The organism is Chimaeribacter coloradensis (genome assembly GCF_002858715.1).
Lineage (GTDB): Bacteria > Pseudomonadota > Gammaproteobacteria > Enterobacterales > Enterobacteriaceae > Chimaeribacter > Chimaeribacter coloradensis.
The window spans coordinates 1-16,461 of sequence record NZ_PJZH01000019.1 but is presented as its reverse complement, the minus strand read 5'-3'; the positions used below and the strand labels follow the sequence as shown (position 1 = coordinate 16,461).

The window sequence follows — 16,461 nt, the reverse complement described above, 5'->3', positions numbered from 1 at the left end:
GGGTCTTAATACTGAAAAACTAATTTCAATATACATTGACGGCCTTTTTTGCCTATCGATATGATTTCAATTGAAGAGGAGAAAAAGTCACAGCCAACAGCACAGGCGGTCATCATCATTTGCTGAAATATGGAGGGAAATCAGTATGTCCAGACCACTAAGGCCATCTCTTAATGCACTTCGGGCATTTGAAATGACCGCGCGAAAAGGGGGATTCACTGAAGCAGCAAATGCGCTTTCTGTGACGCATGGCGCAATTAGCAGGCACATAAGGGCGCTGGAAGAATTACTGGGCGTGACGCTCCTTATCCGGACGCCTCAAGGCACAAAACTGACGGCTGAAGGGGCCAAACTTGCTGCGGGCTTAAGCAGGGCATTCGGCATGATTCAGGAAAGCATTGATGATGTCAGGCCCCGGCCGCTTGAGTTGTCCTGTTCCGCGTCAATAATGATGTACTGGCTGCTGCCGAGGATGGGGCGGCTTCATAGCAGCTTTCCGACAATGGAAGTAGGCTTACGCACGGGACATGGCCCCATTGATTTCGCGCTCGACGGTGTCAGCGTGGCCATACGTCTGGCGAGCATTCCTCCGCCATTCGGTATCACACCTGTTCCATTAATAGAGGAATGGGTCGGGGTCGTATGTGCGCCTGATTATCTGGCGTCTTCAGGGATTAAAGAAATAGCAGATCTTGAACGTGGCCGATTGCTGGCGACCCGGACACGTCCGGATGCCTGGGAAAACTGGTACCGCGCGAACAACGCTGATTTTCCTTCCGACAGTGAGCTGGAGTTTTATGAACATTTTTATCTGTTGATAAAAGCAGCTAAAGTCGGTCTGGGATTTGCGAATACCCCAAGAATGCTTGTGCGTGAAGAGCTTGAAAAAGGCACACTGATTGCTCCTTTCGGCTTCGTCAAAGGCCCTCAGAAGTTAGTGCTCTGGATCTCACCTAATGCTGAATCGCGGGAAGATACAACACATCTGGTTGAATGGATTCGCGCAGAGATGGAGGGGAACTAAGGGAAGGGTTGCCGAGTCCTGGTGGGGTAATGAAGCGCCTGCCCTGACAGGCGCGGTATGTTTTGACAGGCGCGATATGTTTTAAATATCGCCGGCTCCCCAGGCAAGAAAGCCTCCGTCAACCGGCAGGACAATACCATTTACATAGGCGGCTGAGTCTGAAGCCAGATAGCTTACTGCCCCGGCAATTTCAGATGTAAGGCCATAGCGCCCGAGCGGAATTGCTCTGCTGTATGCCTGACGAAATGTTTCGCTATGGAGTTCTTTCGTCATAGGGGTGTCAACCGGGCCGGGCGCAACCGCATTAGCCGTAATTCCATATTCACAGAGTTCTACCGCCATCTGACGGGTAAGTGCTATCACCGCACCTTTTGAGGTGCCGTATGCAGTCCGGCCTTTTCCGACCGCTCTCAGACCGGCAACAGAAGCGATATTAATTATCCGGCCCGAGTTATTTTTTTTCATAAGCCTGGCCGCAGATTGGCAGCACAGGAACGTGCCTGTGACGTTGATATTCATTGTCTTAATGAACACGTCAGCATCAAAATCCAGGAACGGCATTGTTTTGGCGATACCGGCTGAGTTAACCAGCACATCACAACGGCCAAATTCTTTATCTATCTGCTTAAATGCGTCATTAATACTTTGTGATGAGCTGACATCCATATAACAGGTTGTGGCTGCCAAACCCTTGGCGATGAGTTCTTTGCAAAAAGCGTTGGCTGCGTCGACGTTGATATCACAGATGATGACGTGGAAATTTTCTGCAGCAAGTTTTGTTGCGACTTCTGCACCAATACCCATCGCCCCCCCTGTTACAACGGCAACTTTCTTATTTGTAGTAGTCATAGTGTCCTTGAGCGTAGTTGAGGTAAAAATGATCTTCTTCAGCACTCTATGAAGAGCAACATCAGAGCGCAATGGATAAAAAATCACTGGCCGCTCACAAAAAATCACCTGGACATCGGCAAGGCCACCTCGGGTACCTTTAAAAAATCTCTGCGATATAGAAGGTCTTCGGAAAGATTGGCACCTTTGTTTTAAACTGTTTTATTTGTTCTTCGCCTATAGGAATCGGTGCCCCGTCCATGCCGCCATGTACCACAAGCAGCACTGACGCCCTGACGCTCGCCTGGGCTAAACATGTTCACTCCGGCTCCGCCGAGAGCGCCACCTTCACATGAAACAGATGGCTCCCCACGCGATACCCACCGGAATTGGTAAATTTATCCACCGTGCCGGTGGTCGATAAAAACAGCCCGCCTTCTCTGACTTCAACGCGGGCCTTTTCCCGGGTCTGGAGGAAATAGTCGTCGCTCTCCTGAATGCTTGCCAGAAAATCGGCCTGGCTGGTGCGCCTGTCCGCCAGGTAATAGCGATATGAGGGCTGGGTGGTGGCATTCACATCGGCTTCCACCACGTAGAGCTGGGCGCTGTTGTTGATGGGGACTTTCTCGATCAGGGTCAGGGTCACCGGGAAGAGCACGCTGCCGATAAATTCTTTGCCGGAAAAGAGAAAAAACAGCAGGAAAAGTGTGATAACCGCCGCCTTGCGCATGAATACCCCGTTCTGTTAACCCGTTCCGGATGAACCGAAAGACCAAACAGACGTTGTACGCTGAAACGCGGCCGGGCTGGTTAACCGCGATCACAAAAAAACCATTCGGGCAGGGGCTTCCCGGCGGCACCCCGCTGCGCGCAGGTTCGCCCAGTGCAAAATCTGCGCGCCACCCTACAAAATCCCGCCGGCCTGCCGATAACCTCCCAGAGTAATTCAAGCGCGCTGATCCAGGAAAGCCGGGCTTTCCCCGTTAGCTCACCACGCATATCGGCTTGTAAATTACGGTATTCACCCTTCTCAGAGGCAAAGATGGATAATTTTCAAAAAGATATCGACGAACGGGCTAACCTGGCGCTCTCCAATAAATTTGAGCTGCTGCTGTTCCGGCTGGGGACGGATGCCAAAGGCGAAAAGTCCGAACTCTATGGCATCAACGTGTTTAAGCTGCGGGAAATCGTCACCATGCCGACCATCACCAAAGCGGCGGGCATGAAATCGCCGCTGCTGGGCGTGGCGAGCATCCGCGGGCAGATTATCCCGGTGATCGACCTGCCGGCCGTGGCCGGGTGCACGCCCGCGACCGGGCTGAACCTGCTGCTGGTCACTGAGTATGCGCGCAGCACCCAGGCGTTCGCCGTGGAGTCGGTGGACAACATCGTCCGCCTCGACTGGAGCCAGGTTCACGCCGCGGAAGCGGGCGTCAGCAACCGCAACATCACCAGCATCGCCTGCCTCGATAACGACAAGCAGAGCACCAACCTGGCGCTGGTGCTGGATGTCGAGCAGATCCTGCATGACATCATCCCGACCGTGCGCATGGTAGACGCCGCCGACGAGATCAAAGCCAAAGGCTTTAAGCTGAAGCCGGGGGCGATCGCCATCGTGGCGGAGGACTCCAAAGTCGCCCGTACCATGCTGGAGCACGGCCTGAAGGGGCTGGGTATCCCGGCGCTGATGCACAACACCGGGCTGGAAGCCTGGGAGAAAATCAAGCTGATCGCCCAGCAGGCGAGGGCAGAGGGCGTGCCGATCACCGACAAGATCGGCCTGGTGCTGACGGATCTGGAGATGCCGGAGATGGACGGCTTCACGCTGACCCGTAACATCAAACGTGACGAGCAGCTGAAAAACATCCCGGTGGTGATCCACTCGTCACTCTCCGGCAGCGCCAACGAAGAGCACGTGCGCAAGGTTGGGGCCAACGGCTATGTGGCGAAGTTCGAAATTAACGAGCTCTCCACCACCATCCATCAGGTACTGGAAGCCGCCGCCCGTTAATCCCGCTGATACGCGCCGGTGCCGCCCGGCGCGTTACCCCTTTTTCCGGTCACCCTTAGCACGAATAGTGATTTCCCCTTTCTGGAATATCCCGGTACAACAAAGGATTACCCCGATCGAGGAACGCACTATGTCATCACCCCGCCCGCCGTTACCGCCGTTTACCTTAGAGACCGCCATCCAGAAAGTCCGCGCCGCAGAGGATGCCTGGAACAGCACCGACGCCCAGCGGGTGTCGCTGGCCTATACCGAAAACTCCCAGTGGCGTAACCGTGACCGCTTTATCACCGGCCGCGCGGAGATCGTGGCCTTTTTGGAGGAGAAATGGACGCGCGAGCAGCATTACCGCTTAATCAAGGAGATCTGGGCGTTCAGCGAAAACCGCATCGCGGTGCGCTTTGCCTACGAATGGCAGGACGCCGCCGGGCAGTGGTTCCGCGCCTACGGCAATGAGAACTGGCAATTTGACGCCGACGGCCTGATGGCGGTGCGCCACGCCTCCATCAACGACGTGCCGATCGCCGAATCAGAGCGAAAATTCCACTGGGACCGCCACGCCCCCCGGCCTGTGGATCACCCCGGCCTGACGGCGTTGGGGCTGTAGGCGGCAGGGTAAATAGTTTCCGGGGGGAATAGGCCTCTGTTCCCCCTTCAATTCACTGTCAGCGTGGCGGGGATCACATCACCGCCAGCCGCCATCCCAGGCAGCTTCCGCCCGCGCCCCAGAAAGGCATTCATTAAATCGCGTCAGAGTATGGCCATATCCCGATTCAGGGAGAGGCTGACTCTGCCCTGATACATTCTGGTTTTCACCAAAAAGGAAAATTAACTGTGCCAGATGGCACATTGTAAAGCCTGTTTTTCTGGTTTACTTATATGCGTTTGCATGAGTGTGGGAAATCAATAAAAGGCAGACACAACATCATGAAAAACGCCATACAAAAGGGGGTCACTGTTCCCCCTTTGCGCCCCGGCAGGAGCGCTGGGAAAAATAGTATACGGAACCGCAGGCCGCCGGCGATTGACGATTTATTTAAAGCCCTTGAGGCAAAGTCATTCTCCTTCTCCCTTGAAAAAGGCATGATCCTGGATTTCCGGCAGGATATTGATTATATCTTCCTGCTGAAAAAGGGGCAGATGTCGATGGTCAGGGGGGATAATGACCTCTATGTTAAAGTCAATATTGAAAACATCATCCTTGGCCTCGCCAATGCGATTTATTCCAATCAGGGGCACTACTTTATTGCTGAAACCCATTGCGAGCTCGGTTATGTGCCGGTAGTGGTAGCCAAAGCGATTTTCACTGAAAAGAAACTCTGGCAGGCAGTGTGTGAAACGGTCACCTATACGATGATCGCCTTATGGAAAGAGAGCTATAAATTAGTCGGCAAATGCGCCTATGAACAGATCAAAGAGATTATCACCGACATCTGTGCCCAGCCCGAAGACGTCAGAAATAATATTAAAATCGCCGCTTATATCCAGAAGCGCACCTCTATTTCCAGAACCAATGTGATGCGTATTCTCCGGGAATTAAAGTTCGGGGAATATATTGAAATTGGAAAAAGCGGAAAAGGAATTGTGGTGCATAAAGAGTTGCCTGATAAGTTTTAATCCGCCTGCGCAAGAAGGCCTGCGGTAAGGTAAACAGCTGAATTGGCATTCCCGCGGGGCGCAGGCCCGGCCGGAATGCCAATTCAGACTGCCTGGTTGTCGTAAAAGGTCATCCGGCGGACGCTGTTACTGATGAAAAGATGGCGCTGTTATCTGTTCTTTGCCCTGCCTGGGGCAGGATGAGCGCCAGCGTTTTGAAAAAGGGAATGGGGTGACGGGAAAGAACCGCGCCCATCAGGTTGCCGCCCGTGTCAGAATGCCATAGTGACCCCTTTACCGCCCCCGCACCTCTCCCTGCCCCAGTGACGTTACGCTGTTGCCCAGCGCGTCAGTGGCTTGCATATCAGCCCCTTTGGCGGCCAATGCTTTCAATAATTCCGTGCGCTGGAACAATGACGCATACATGGCGGCGGTCTGGCCCGCGTTGTTGCGTTGATCCGGGTTACAGGGCGCGGCAATCAGGGTGCGGGCGATCGCGATCTCCCCTTTGAAAATGGCACCCATCAGTGCGCTGTTGCCGCGTTTGTCCCGCAGGCAGGGGTCTGCGCCATGTTTCAGCAGCAGGGCCAGCGTGTCACCGTGGCCGTGGTAGGCGGCGAGGATCACCGGCGTATAGCCGTTGGCGTCCTGCGCGTTCAGGTCATAGTTTGCCGCGACAAACTCCCGGATTACCGGGTTATCGCCGTTGCGCGCCGCGTCCCAGAGGTGGCGGTTCAGAGAGGCGTGTATGTCTGCCGGTGAGGTGGGCTGGGCGAGGCCCGGCAGGGAGAACAGCAGGCTAACTACCAGCAAAAAACGCATCATCATAGGCTCCTTCAGGCCGCCCGGGCAGCGGGCGGCCGGGATTATCAGTCAGAGAGTCTGGCGGCCATCTGCTGCACGTTGCTGAGATCCGCTTTCGCGACCTTGGTCAGCCGGGTGCCGTACTCCGCGTCCGCTTTATAGAAGTAGGAGAGCATCACGTCACGGCTGGCGCTGTCGGTGGTCGCCAGCGCTGACCCAAGGCTGTTGATCAGGTCATCCTGATCTTTTTTGCTGTAGGAGCGGTAGAGTTCGCCCGCCTGTTTGAAGTTCTGCTCCTTCTGGATTTTGCTCTGCTGGGTGGTGCCTTCCAGCGGCGTCAGGCTGTAGCGCGCCGAGGCCAGCTCCTCACGCGGGTAGAGGCGGCTTGGCTGGTAGTTCACGCCCTTGTCCTGGGTGTGGCCGGTGTTCTGGCTGCCGTCCTGGTTGATGTTGTTAACCGGCGCACGCGGGGCGTTGATCGGCAGGCTCAGGCCGTTAGCGCCCAGGCGGTAGATCTGGGTATCGGCATAGGCAAACAGGCGGCCCTGCAACAGCTTGTCTTCCGACGGCTCAATGCCCGGCACCAGATTCGCCGGGGCCATGGCGACCTGCTCGGTTTCCTGGAAGATGTTATCCGGGTTCTTGTTCAGCACCATCTGGCCGATCTTGCGCTCCGGCACACCCGGCCAGATTTTGGTCGGGTCGAGCGGGTCGAAATCGAAATTCTTCAGATCTTCCGGCTTCAGCACCTGCACATAGAGATCCCATTTCGGGAAGTCACCGCGGTTAATGGCGTCCACCAGGTCATGGCTCAGGTGGCTGTAATCTTTGCCCTGTACCTGCTCAACCTGCTGCGGGTCGAGGTTTTTCACCCCTTGCAGCGTCTTCCAGTGGAACTTCACATAGTGCACTTCGCCTTTGGCATTCACGAACTTGTAGGCGTGGACGCTGTTGCCGTCCATGTTGCGGTAGGAGGCCGGGGTGCCCTCGTTGGAGTACAGCTCGGTCAGGGTGCGGGTGGACTCCGGCAGGTGGGAGAAGAAGTCAAAGCGGCGCGCGTCATCATCCAGGTTGGTACGCGGGTCGGGCTTGAAGGCGTGCACCATGTCCGGGAACTTGATCGCATCACGGATGAAGAAGGTCGGGAAGTTATTGCCGACCAGATCCCAGTTGCCCTGGGTGGTGTAGAACTTGGTGGCGAAGCCGCGCGGGTCACGCAGCGTCTCCGGGGAGTGGTTGCCGTGCACCACCAGCGAGAAGCGCACGAACACCGGCGTTTTGCTGCCTTTCTGGAACAGCTGCGCGGTGGTCAGGTCAGAGATGTCCGCGGTGGCGGTGAACTCACCGTGCGCCCCGGTGCCGCGGGCATGCACCACGCGCTCCGGGATGCGCTCGCGGTCAAAGCGCTGCAACTTCTGCAACAGCTGCACATCCTGCAACAGCACCGGGCCGTGGGCGCCGGCGGTCTGGGAATTCTGGTTATCGCCCACCGGCGCGCCATTATCGCGCGTCAGGGTGGCCGCGCCGGCCGAGGTGGTGATAATTAATGACGAGACAATCAACAGGCTTTTTTTGAGCCGGGTGTTAAGTCCCGCAGCACGGATATTGCGCATGGTATTTCCTTATTTTAAAGAATTATTGTTTTTAGCCAGAGGCTATTTATTGCAGGTGAGTCAGGGTGGGCCACCTGAATGCGCAGGCAACCAAAATAAATAACCGGCAGCGCGCCCATCATAAAAAGGGCGATGCACCAGTGTGATCGTTGTGATTAATCAGGTGACAGGATAAACGGTCATTTTTCTCCTCTGTGAGAACAGACAGCAACCGGCGCAGCAGAAACGCACCCTGCGCGCCGATGTTTTTGCCCGCACTGACGCAAAAACAATCGGTTACGCGGGCATGGCAGGGCGCTACTTTACCGGGATTCAGGCGTTTTATAAGGCCGTTATCACTATCAGATTAATAGGCGGGGCTTAACATCGGCAGGCGTTAAATAAAAAATTGAGATAAATGAAGTAATTGGAAAAGGAGAGGCTAAAAAGAAAACGGCCACATTTTGCGAAGTGGTTCATAAAACCAGCAATATTCAGACACATCTTAAAATAAACTGCTTCCCCAAAAAGTGGGACAGCATTCATACTTCTCCGGCCTGAATACGGCGTTATTTTGCCGGGCACATAACGGGGGCGGGTAAAAACTAAGAATACCTGAGTTTATACGGGAGGAAAATAACCATGCTGGTAAAACGATTAAAAGAGGCGCGGGTACGGGCCGGGTTAACGCAATATAAACTTGGGCTGCTGGCCGGCATGGAGGAAACCACCGCCAGTTCGCGGATGAACCAGTATGAGAAAGGCCGCCACCAACCTGACCAGGCCACCGCAAGCCGCATCGCCCAGGTGCTGGGGCTGCCGCTGGCCTGGTTTTATGCCGAAGAGGACGATCTGGCGGATGCCATTTTGCAGTACTGGCAGTGCTGCGCGGCAGGCACGCCGGGCTGACCGGCATGCCTGGGGCAGAAAAGGGGAATCAGCCGGCGCAGCGCTGGGCGATGGCGGCGATGTCTTTCGGGGTGGTGCGGCAGCAGCCGCCGATCAGGCGGGCGCCGAGCGCCGTCCAGGCAGGCAGGTGGTCGGCAAGCGTCTGGTGGCCGGTGCCGCAGCTGTGCCAGCGTTTGTCGGTGGCGTCATACTGCTCGCCGGAATTGGGGTAGACCAGCAGCGGCTTGTCCGTGAGCGGGCTTAGGGATTGCAGCGCCGCCGTGACCTGATCCAGCGCAATGCAGTTAATGCCCAGCGCCACGGCCTGCGGGGTGGTGTTCAGCAGCGCCGCCACCTGCGCCAGCGGCGTGCCGTCGCTCAGGTGGTCACTGTCCCGCAGCGTAAAGGAGAACCAGGCGGTGAGCGCCGGGAACTCCGCCAACAGCGCAATCAGCGCCTCCAGCTCCGCAAACGAGGGCAGCGTCTCACAGGCCAGCAGGTCAACGCCCGCTTCCGCCAGCGCCCGGATGCGCGGCCGGTGGAACGCCATCATCTCCGCCTGCGGCAGGTGGTAATCCCCACGGTACTCTGAACCGTCCGCCAGATAGGCACCATAAGGGCCGACCGACCCGGCCACCAGCAGGCCGGTTTTCTCCGGGTGCTGCGCCAGATAGTCGCTGCGCGCCTGCTGCGCCAGCGCCACGCTTTTGCCAATCAGCGCCAGCGAGGCCGCCTCATCCAGCCCGCGCGGCGCGAAGCCCTGCGGCGTCGCCTGGTAGCTGGCGGTAATGGCGCACTGCGCCCCGGCGCGGAAGTAGTCCAGGTGCACCTGGTAAATCAGTTCCGGGTTTTCGATCAGCACTTTGGCTGACCAGAGCGGGTCAGCGAGGTTACAGCCGCGCGCTTCCAGTTCGGTGGCCAGCGCCCCGTCCAGAATCAGAGTGGGGTGCTGCGCCAGATGGCGGGCAATCGGGTTTTCAGCCGGCATGGTGTTCTCCTGATACAGCGGCAGTTAAGGTTTTTGCCCGTCGTTGGGTCATGTAATAGGCCAGATAGCAGAGCGCAACGAACGGCAGGCCACAGTATAGGGCAATCCGCTGCGACGGATCGAACGCCAGCCCGACGCAGGCCAGCACACAGAGCACGAAACCGAGGATCGGCGTCACCGGGTACCAGGGCGCGCGGTAGGGCAGAGCTGCCGCCGCGTGGCCGTCCGCCAGCCAGCGGCGGCGGAACACATAGTGCGACGCGCAGATGCTCAGCCACACCGCCACCACCGCAAAGCCGGAGATGGCAGAGAGCGCCACAAACACCGTGTCCGGCGCAATCACGCTGGAGAGCAGCGCCAGCAGCCCGCCCAGCATACTGATCAGCAACGCATTCATCGGGATGCCGCGGCGGTTCACTTTGGCGAAGGCGCGCGGCAGGGTGCGCTCATTGGCCAGCGACCAGAGCATCCGCCCTGAGGCGTAGAGGCCGGAGTTGGCTGCCGACAGGATGGCCGTCAGGATCACGAAGTTCATGATGTCGGCCGCATAAGGGATGCCGATCTTCTCAAACACCGTCACGAACGGGCTTTTCACAATCCCGGCCTGGTCCATCGGGATCAGCGCTGCCAGCACCAGCACCGAGCCGATGAAGAAGATCACCAGCCGCGCCACCGTGGTACGGATCGCCATCGGCACCACTTTCTCCGGCTGCGCCGTCTCACCGGCCGCAATGCCGATCAGCTCCGTGCCGGAGAAGGCGAAGTTCACCGCCACCATAGTCATCAGGATCGGCAGGCCGCCATGCGGGAACCAGCCCCCGGCAGTCAGGTTATGGAAGAAAGGTGCGGGCGTGCCGTCGCTCATCGGCACCAGCCCGAACATCGCCCCGGCCCCCAGGATGATGAACGCCAGAATCGTCACCACTTTGATCAGCGAAAACCAGAACTCCCCCTCGGCAAACACCCGGGTGGTGATGACGTTCAGCAGGAAAATCACCAGGCAGAACAGCAGGCACCAGATCCAGACCGGCACCGCCGGGAACCAGTACTGCATACAGAAGCCGGCGGCCGTGAGGCTGGAGCCGAGCGCCACCGTCCAGGTCAGCCAGTAGAGCCAGGCCACGGTGTAGCCGGTGGCCGGGCTGAGGTAGCGGGCGGCATAGAGGTGAAACGCGCCGGTCTCCGGCATCGCCACGGACAGCTCGCCCAGGCTGAGCATCACCAGGTAGACCACCAGTGCGCCGATCAGGTAAGCCAGCAGCGTGCCGAGCGCGCCGGTTGTCGAGATAATGTAGCCGGTGTTAAAGAACAATCCGGTGCCGATAACGCCGCCAAGGGAGAGCATCACCAGGTGGCGGGCTTTCATGGTGCGCTGGAACTGGCCCTCTTGGCCGGAACGGGGGGAAGGTTGGTTGCTCATTTTTATCCGTATAGACGTCTAAACTTCTAAAGTCTGTGTGTTATACCTTTTACGCCTGCTGAAATCAATCTTCAGCCCGGTTGAGTGATCACCGCTTCCGGCCAGAGGTCACCCCTTCTTACTAATCCCCCTCCGGAACCATCCAGCCACCGGCGCGGTTGTTTACCTTTTAATAAAACCTCCACCCCATTATTTACCGGCAGAAAAAGAAAATATCAGCGGAAAAATAAAATCCCCTTCGCACGATAATAAAAAACCGGCCGGATAAAAATGAAACCCATGCCAGGGAAATAAAGGTAAAAAAATGCGCGGTTATTTTATATGCCCCTGGTGTTGAACATATTGCCTGAGATTCTCACTTACATTCCTAAAATCTACATGTTGATTATTAAGGGTTTTCACGCGGGTTTCATGATCATTTCACCTTGTGATGCCGCGCGGGAAAACTGAAAAAATTCATTTTATTTTAAGGCTATTCTTAAAGTCTTTAATAAGGCTGATGTTATTTGTTTTTTAAAAGGCAAACCTCTAGCGTTTTAATTCGCAGGGCTTGATGAATTGGCAAGGAATCACCCGGCAATTCCGGGGCGTTTCAGGCTGCTTTGGCGCAATGATGCAGAGAACGCGCACTAAAAAAGAGGGCACCACCCTCAGGAAAGCAGCCCGGCGGCCCCCCGACATCCCATGACTCTCACAGCAATGTCATCAGGAGAATAAGAAAATGAACGCAACTATGATGAAAGTCGCCGGTGTAATGCTCGCGCTGGCCGTGTCCGGCGGGGCCGCAGCGGCACAAACGGCCGGCAGCAGCGCCACCACCCTGAGCAAAGGCCAGTCAGACGCCATCGGCGTCGGCAGCATCGCCGCGATCACGGCGGTCGCGCTGTTGCTGGAAAATGGCGGCTCCGACGGTAACGGCTCCACCGCCAGCACCTCGACCACCACCCAGACCACCCGCTGAGTTTTGTTTTACCTGTAGTCCCCCCCTTGCTTGTTTTATGGGCCGCCGGTGTGCGGCCCTTTTTTGCCTGCCCCGTGCCGTAACAGGTCTGCTTTGTACAGAGATTCCGCCTTTTCCATTGCCGTGGTGGCCGCAGGTTGCTATAGCTAACCGCCTGGGCAGCCGCATCCGGCCAGCCCCTCACAGGACACCTCACATGACGGCAAAAGGCATCTTGGCGGTACTGGCGGTTGCAGTGGTATTAAGCATCGGTATGCAGATGGTATCCGGCCGGGTCATCAATGCTATCGACCATAAGATCGACAGGGTGATCGACTCCTACGCCGTGCGCTATTGATCGCACGGCCATCCTCCTACTGGAGAAACCATGATGAACAGTGAAAACCAGAAAGTCGCTATCGTTACCGGGGCATCACGCGGCATCGGCGCAGCGGTGGCGGAACGGCTGAGCAAAGAGGGGTTTGCGGTGGTGGTCAACTACGCCAGCCAGGCGTTGCCGGCCAATGCGCTGGTGGAGAAGATCACCCTGCGCGGCGGCCGGGCGATCGCGGTAAAAGCGGACGTCAGTGACGCCGCCGCCGTAGCGGCGCTGTTTGCTGAGGCGGACGCGGCCTTCGGCGGGGTGGATGTGCTGGTAAACAATGCCGGGGTCATGGCCATCGCGCCGCTGGCGGAGATTGACGACGCCACCTTTGACCGGCTGATCGCCATCAACCTGAAAGGCACCTTCAACACCCTGCGTGAAGCGGCGCGCCGCCTGCGTAACGGCGGGCGCATCATTAACCTCTCCTCCAGCCTGGTGGGGCTGCTGCACCCGGGTTACAGCGTTTATACCGCCACCAAAGCGGGGGCAGAAGCGCTGACGGCGGTGCTGGCGCGTGAGCTGCGCGGCCGCGCCATCACCGTGAACGCCGTGGCCCCCGGCCCGACCGCCACCGATCTGTTCCTCGACGGCAAAACCCCGGAGCAGGTGGAGCGGCTGGCGAAGATGCCCCCGCTGGAGCGCCTCGGGGAACCGCAGGACATCGCCGCCGCGGTGGCGTTCCTGGCCGGGCCGGACGGCGGCTGGATCAACGGCCAGACGCTGCGCGCCAATGGCGGCATCATCTGACCGGCGCGGGCGGTCAGCGGCCGCCCTGAACCGCCCGGCGCCAGCGCCATGCGTCCGCCAGCAGGAACAGCAGCAGGCTGACGCCCATCACCGGCAGCGCCAGCGCCAGCGCTGCGGCCACCAGCAGCAGTAAAATGCCCGGGAGCCGCGGCAGCGCCGCCCAGGCGGCACAGAGCGTCTGCCCCGGGTGCTGGGCGGGCGCGGCCGGTCGCCGCAGCCACCACATCCGGTAACCCCAGGCGATCATCAGGCACAGCCCCAGCCCGAACGCCGCCAGCAGCAGCTGGTTCGGCAGCCCGAACAGCACGCCCATATGCGCGTCGATGCCCCAGCGCGTGAGTTTCGCCACCAGCGGGAAGTCGGCAAAGCGCACCACGTCCACCACCCGGAAACCGTGCGGGTCAACGGCCGCAGAGTCGACGCGCGTTGGCCAGCGCGGGTTGATCTCATTCACCGTCCACGCCCGCCCGCTGACTTTTGCCGGGCGGATCTCCAGCCGGTCAGCGTCAATGCCCGCCTGCTGTGCCGCGTTCAGCACCCCCTCAAACATCGCGGGGGTCTGGGCAGGCGCGGCGGGCATCGCCATGCCGGGCATCATCATCATGCCGTGGTGTTCCGCGTGCGGGTCGGCGGCCTCTGCCGGTGCGCCGTGCAGCGTGGTGCTCACGGCCGGGGTCATCCAGTCCAGCGCGTTGCGCATCCGGTCGATGTTGCTGCCCGCCCAGCCTGACCAGGTCAGGCCGGTGGCGGAGAAGAACAGCAGCCCCAGCAGCAGCGCCAGCCCGGTGAAGGCGTGGCGGCGGCGGGTACGCTGCTGCTGCCGGGCGTTGTCAGTGGCGTGGCGCGTCAGCCGGGGCGGGCGCTGGGCCAGCCAGAGCACCAGCCCGCCCAGCGCCGCCACCCAGAGCCAGGAGGCGGCCAGCTCGCTGTAGATCCGGCCCGGCTCACCCAGCAGCAAATTGCGGTGCAGGTAGTCCAGCGTGGTGCGCAGCGGCAGGATGCCGCTGGTGCCGTAGGCGGTCAGCTCGCCGCGCAGCGCCAGCGTGTGCGGGTCAATAAACAGCGCGCGGCTCTCTGACGGCCCCAGCCCGGCGGCCGCGAACATCACGCGGGTGGTCTGGGCAGGCGAAGGGGCGGGGCGCACGGCGATAATCCGCGCATCGGCACCTGCCGCCGCCTGGGCGGCCGCCACCTGGCGCGACAGCGGTTGCAGCGGGCCGGTGGCGTCGGTAAAGAGCTGTTGCGCATAGAGCGCGCTTTCGAGCTGCGGCGTCAGCACATAGAGGGTGCCGGTCAGCGCCGCGACAAAGATAAAGGGGCCGACAAACAGGCCGATGGCGAAATGCAGGCGTTTCAGCAGCGCCAGCAGCGCCGCGCGGGTGGAGAGGGCAGGCGCAGCGGGGCGCGCCTGCGGCAATGATTCAACCGACATGGTATGAACTCCGTGATCAGGCAAAGGTCACGCTGCCGCTGCCCGGTGGGGCAACAGCAACGGCAAAAGACGCCGGGGGCGTCAGAGACTGAACAGCGGAGCAGGGGGCGCGCGTGAACGCGGGCGGCAGAGCGGAGGCGGGGGCGGCAGGCGTAACCGGCGGCGCAGCGGTGGCGCGCGGGCAGCCAGCAGGGTGAACCAGGCCAGCAGCGGCAGGGCGATCTCCATCAGCGGCAGATGGGCCAGCAGCACACAGTAACCACAGGCGGCCTGGTCAGGCATGATGCCCGCCGTATGTGACATCGGCATCTCTTCCGCCGGCATCATGTCGTGATCCATCGCCATGTGGTCCATCGGCATCATCATGCCGGGCATCGCCGTCTCTGCGCGGGCGTGCATCTGCGCCAGTGATGTGGAGATCACCGGGGCGATAAACAGCAGCAGCAGAGACATTATCCCCAGCCAGGCCGCTGTGCAGCGGTGCCGGGCAGAGGGGCGAAGCGTCAGAAACACAGCACATCCCATCATAATGTCACCGCGCAGTGCGGTAACAGACGCGCTGATTGTACGTGATTTGCCTGATAAATGTTAAACATCTGCTGCCGGGAATGGATAAGACAGTAAAGAAAAGATCACCGATCGGGCAGGTCACCCGGCGCAATCAGCGCCGTCAGCACATGATCCTGCCGGCGCACACCGCGCCGGTGTGGCCAGGCGCGGCGCTGACCAGATCCACCGGGAAGCCCGGCAGCGGCAGGGTGATCATGCCAGCGGGATAGCCAGCACATCCATCAGGCTGCGCTGGCTGGCGCTGGAGAACGGCAGGGTCTGGATGCTCTCCATGCCGCGCCGCAGGTAGAAGGTGCGCGCCCGCGGGTTGTTTTGCAGCACGGTAAGCCACAGGCTGCGCTGGCCGCGCCGGCGAGCTTCGGCGAGCACGGCGTCCCACAGTTGGTTGCCGTAGCCCTGCCCGGTCTGTTCCGGCATCAGGTAGAGTTTTTGCAGCAGGGCACCTGTTTCGCTGTTATCCGGGCGCGGGCGGTCCCAGCAGACCTTGGCAAAGCCGATCGGCTGGCCTTCGGATTCCGCCAGCAGCCACAGAATATCCGGGTTAGCGAGCTCCGCTTCCAGCGTGTCGCGGTTATATTCCTCGGCCAGAAACTCCTCCATCTCCGCCGCCACCTGCCACAGGTGGGCAAAATGGTGCAGATAAGACTCACGCGCCACCTGTTGCAGGGTAGCCGCATCCGCGACACCGGCCGTTCTGATTGTCAGCATTCTCATTCCTTCGATGAATAAAAGAACCCATCCTGCTGAATTTACGCGCACAAATCAATGCGCTTGCTGAATCGGTTTAACTATTCATTCGCGGGATGAATGATTACGTGGCCCCAATACTTTCTTTTCAGGTCAGAAAGCGACTGCCCGGCAAAACGGTAAAAAGCCCTGTTGCGTGGAGACGCAGAGCCTATAGAGACGCCTAGAGACGCAGGACGAATCACCTCTACATGCAGCGAAAAGGGAACCGCCCCTACTCTTTCCTTACATACCCGCAGTTTTGCAGAAGTGGTGGGGGCGTAAAAATCATTGCCGAATGGAGACGCAGGGCCGGGCGAGCGGGCAGGACGCCCGCGAGAGGTACAGCCACGCTGGGAGCGTGTCTGTACCGGCCCGAAAAGCCCGGAGGCGCAATGAGGGTCACCCGCGGTAGCGGGCAATGATTCAGCCGGGGCACCCAGGGCGCGGGGATGCAAGGGGCGCGCGCCTACGCGCCCCTTGCGCGGTGGCGGCAGCGGGGCCGCAGAAAGA

At 59.2% G+C, this 16,461-nt stretch carries 17 protein-coding genes; 8 read left to right on the top strand and 9 right to left on the bottom strand.

Annotated elements, in window-relative coordinates; all coding sequences use genetic code 11:
• The first annotated feature begins 145 nt into the window (after nt 1–145).
• Nucleotides 146–1,024 carry a LysR substrate-binding domain-containing protein gene (locus tag CYR32_RS15550; RefSeq protein ID WP_101826035.1) on the top strand — a complete coding sequence of 293 codons (879 nt, stop codon included), beginning with the start codon at nt 146–148 and terminating at the stop codon, nt 1,022–1,024.
• 81 nt (nt 1,025–1,105) lie between these two features.
• On the opposite strand, the gene CYR32_RS15545 is transcribed toward CYR32_RS15550, so the two are convergent.
• Both CYR32_RS15545 and CYR32_RS15540 read right to left on the bottom strand, forming a co-directional pair.
• Nucleotides 1,106–1,873: an SDR family NAD(P)-dependent oxidoreductase gene (locus CYR32_RS15545; RefSeq protein ID WP_101826119.1), complete on the bottom strand. Its 768-nt coding sequence runs from the start codon at nt 1,871–1,873 to the stop codon at nt 1,106–1,108.
• A 298-nt stretch (nt 1,874–2,171) separates the two neighbouring features.
• Nucleotides 2,172–2,582 (bottom strand): hypothetical protein, encoded by a 411-nt coding sequence (locus CYR32_RS15540; RefSeq protein WP_101826033.1) that lies wholly within the window; start codon nt 2,580–2,582, stop codon nt 2,172–2,174.
• Nucleotides 2,583–2,894: 312 nt separating this feature from the next.
• Here CYR32_RS15540 and CYR32_RS15535 point away from each other — a divergent pair, with 312 nt between their 5' ends.
• The 3 genes from CYR32_RS15535 (at nt 2,895) to CYR32_RS15525 (ending at nt 5,477) form a co-directional block, all read left to right on the top strand.
• The gene (locus CYR32_RS15535) at nt 2,895–3,863 is read left to right on the top strand and encodes a chemotaxis protein (protein WP_101826031.1); all 969 of its coding nucleotides are present in this window, start codon (nt 2,895–2,897) and stop codon (nt 3,861–3,863) included.
• A 130-nt stretch (nt 3,864–3,993) separates the two neighbouring features.
• Nucleotides 3,994–4,467, top strand: a complete 474-nt coding sequence (locus CYR32_RS15530; RefSeq protein WP_101826029.1) for a nuclear transport factor 2 family protein — start codon at nt 3,994–3,996, stop codon at nt 4,465–4,467.
• Between the two features lie 320 nt (nt 4,468–4,787).
• On the top strand, nt 4,788–5,477 hold the full coding sequence (locus tag CYR32_RS15525) for a helix-turn-helix domain-containing protein (RefSeq protein WP_165698258.1): 690 nt from the start codon (nt 4,788–4,790) through the stop codon (nt 5,475–5,477).
• A gap of 273 nt (nt 5,478–5,750) precedes the next feature.
• Here the strand turns inward: CYR32_RS15525 and CYR32_RS15520 are convergent, their stop codons facing one another.
• Together CYR32_RS15520 and CYR32_RS15515 are read right to left on the bottom strand one after the other, a co-directional pair.
• Nucleotides 5,751–6,281, bottom strand: a complete 531-nt coding sequence (locus tag CYR32_RS15520) for an ankyrin repeat domain-containing protein (protein WP_101826025.1) — start codon at nt 6,279–6,281, stop codon at nt 5,751–5,753.
• Between the two features lie 44 nt (nt 6,282–6,325).
• Complete coding sequence (locus CYR32_RS15515) at nt 6,326–7,873, bottom strand: catalase (RefSeq protein ID WP_101826023.1); 1,548 nt, start codon at nt 7,871–7,873, stop codon at nt 6,326–6,328.
• A gap of 621 nt (nt 7,874–8,494) precedes the next feature.
• On the opposite strand from CYR32_RS15515, the gene CYR32_RS15510 reads away from it, so the two are divergent.
• Complete coding sequence (locus CYR32_RS15510; RefSeq protein WP_101826021.1) at nt 8,495–8,761, top strand: helix-turn-helix transcriptional regulator; 267 nt, start codon at nt 8,495–8,497, stop codon at nt 8,759–8,761.
• A 28-nt stretch (nt 8,762–8,789) separates the two neighbouring features.
• Here CYR32_RS15510 and mmuM read toward each other — a convergent pair whose 3' ends face one another.
• Together mmuM and mmuP are read right to left on the bottom strand one after the other, a co-directional pair.
• The gene (gene mmuM, locus CYR32_RS15505) at nt 8,790–9,728 is read right to left on the bottom strand and encodes a homocysteine S-methyltransferase (RefSeq protein ID WP_101826019.1); all 939 of its coding nucleotides are present in this window, start codon (nt 9,726–9,728) and stop codon (nt 8,790–8,792) included.
• Complete coding sequence (mmuP, locus tag CYR32_RS15500) at nt 9,718–11,148, bottom strand: S-methylmethionine permease (RefSeq protein WP_101826017.1); 1,431 nt, start codon at nt 11,146–11,148, stop codon at nt 9,718–9,720. Before mmuP ends, mmuM begins: the two co-directional genes overlap by 11 nt.
• Nucleotides 11,149–11,869: 721 nt before the next feature.
• Between mmuP and yjbE the strand changes: the two genes are divergently transcribed.
• From yjbE to CYR32_RS15490, 3 genes are all read left to right on the top strand, one after another.
• Nucleotides 11,870–12,109, top strand: coding sequence for an exopolysaccharide production protein YjbE (yjbE, locus tag CYR32_RS15495; RefSeq protein WP_101826015.1), 240 nt, complete (start codon nt 11,870–11,872; stop codon nt 12,107–12,109).
• Between the two features lie 214 nt (nt 12,110–12,323).
• Nucleotides 12,324–12,446 (top strand): hypothetical protein, encoded by a 123-nt coding sequence (locus CYR32_RS22015; RefSeq protein WP_277621948.1) that lies wholly within the window; start codon nt 12,324–12,326, stop codon nt 12,444–12,446.
• Nucleotides 12,447–12,479: 33 nt separating this feature from the next.
• Nucleotides 12,480–13,220: an SDR family oxidoreductase gene (locus CYR32_RS15490; protein ID WP_101826118.1), complete on the top strand. Its 741-nt coding sequence runs from the start codon at nt 12,480–12,482 to the stop codon at nt 13,218–13,220.
• 13 nt (nt 13,221–13,233) lie between these two features.
• On the opposite strand, the gene CYR32_RS15485 is transcribed toward CYR32_RS15490, so the two are convergent.
• The 3 genes from CYR32_RS15485 to CYR32_RS15475 all read right to left on the bottom strand — a co-directional run bounded on the left by CYR32_RS15485 (nt 13,234) and on the right by CYR32_RS15475 (nt 15,930).
• On the bottom strand, nt 13,234–14,652 hold the full coding sequence (locus tag CYR32_RS15485) for a PepSY-associated TM helix domain-containing protein (RefSeq protein WP_101826013.1): 1,419 nt from the start codon (nt 14,650–14,652) through the stop codon (nt 13,234–13,236).
• 81 nt (nt 14,653–14,733) lie between these two features.
• Nucleotides 14,734–15,165 (bottom strand): DUF2946 domain-containing protein, encoded by a 432-nt coding sequence (locus CYR32_RS15480; protein WP_241523834.1) that lies wholly within the window; start codon nt 15,163–15,165, stop codon nt 14,734–14,736.
• Between the two features lie 249 nt (nt 15,166–15,414).
• The gene (locus CYR32_RS15475) at nt 15,415–15,930 is read right to left on the bottom strand and encodes a GNAT family N-acetyltransferase (protein ID WP_165698257.1); all 516 of its coding nucleotides are present in this window, start codon (nt 15,928–15,930) and stop codon (nt 15,415–15,417) included.
• Between the last annotated feature and the right edge of the window lie 531 nt (nt 15,931–16,461).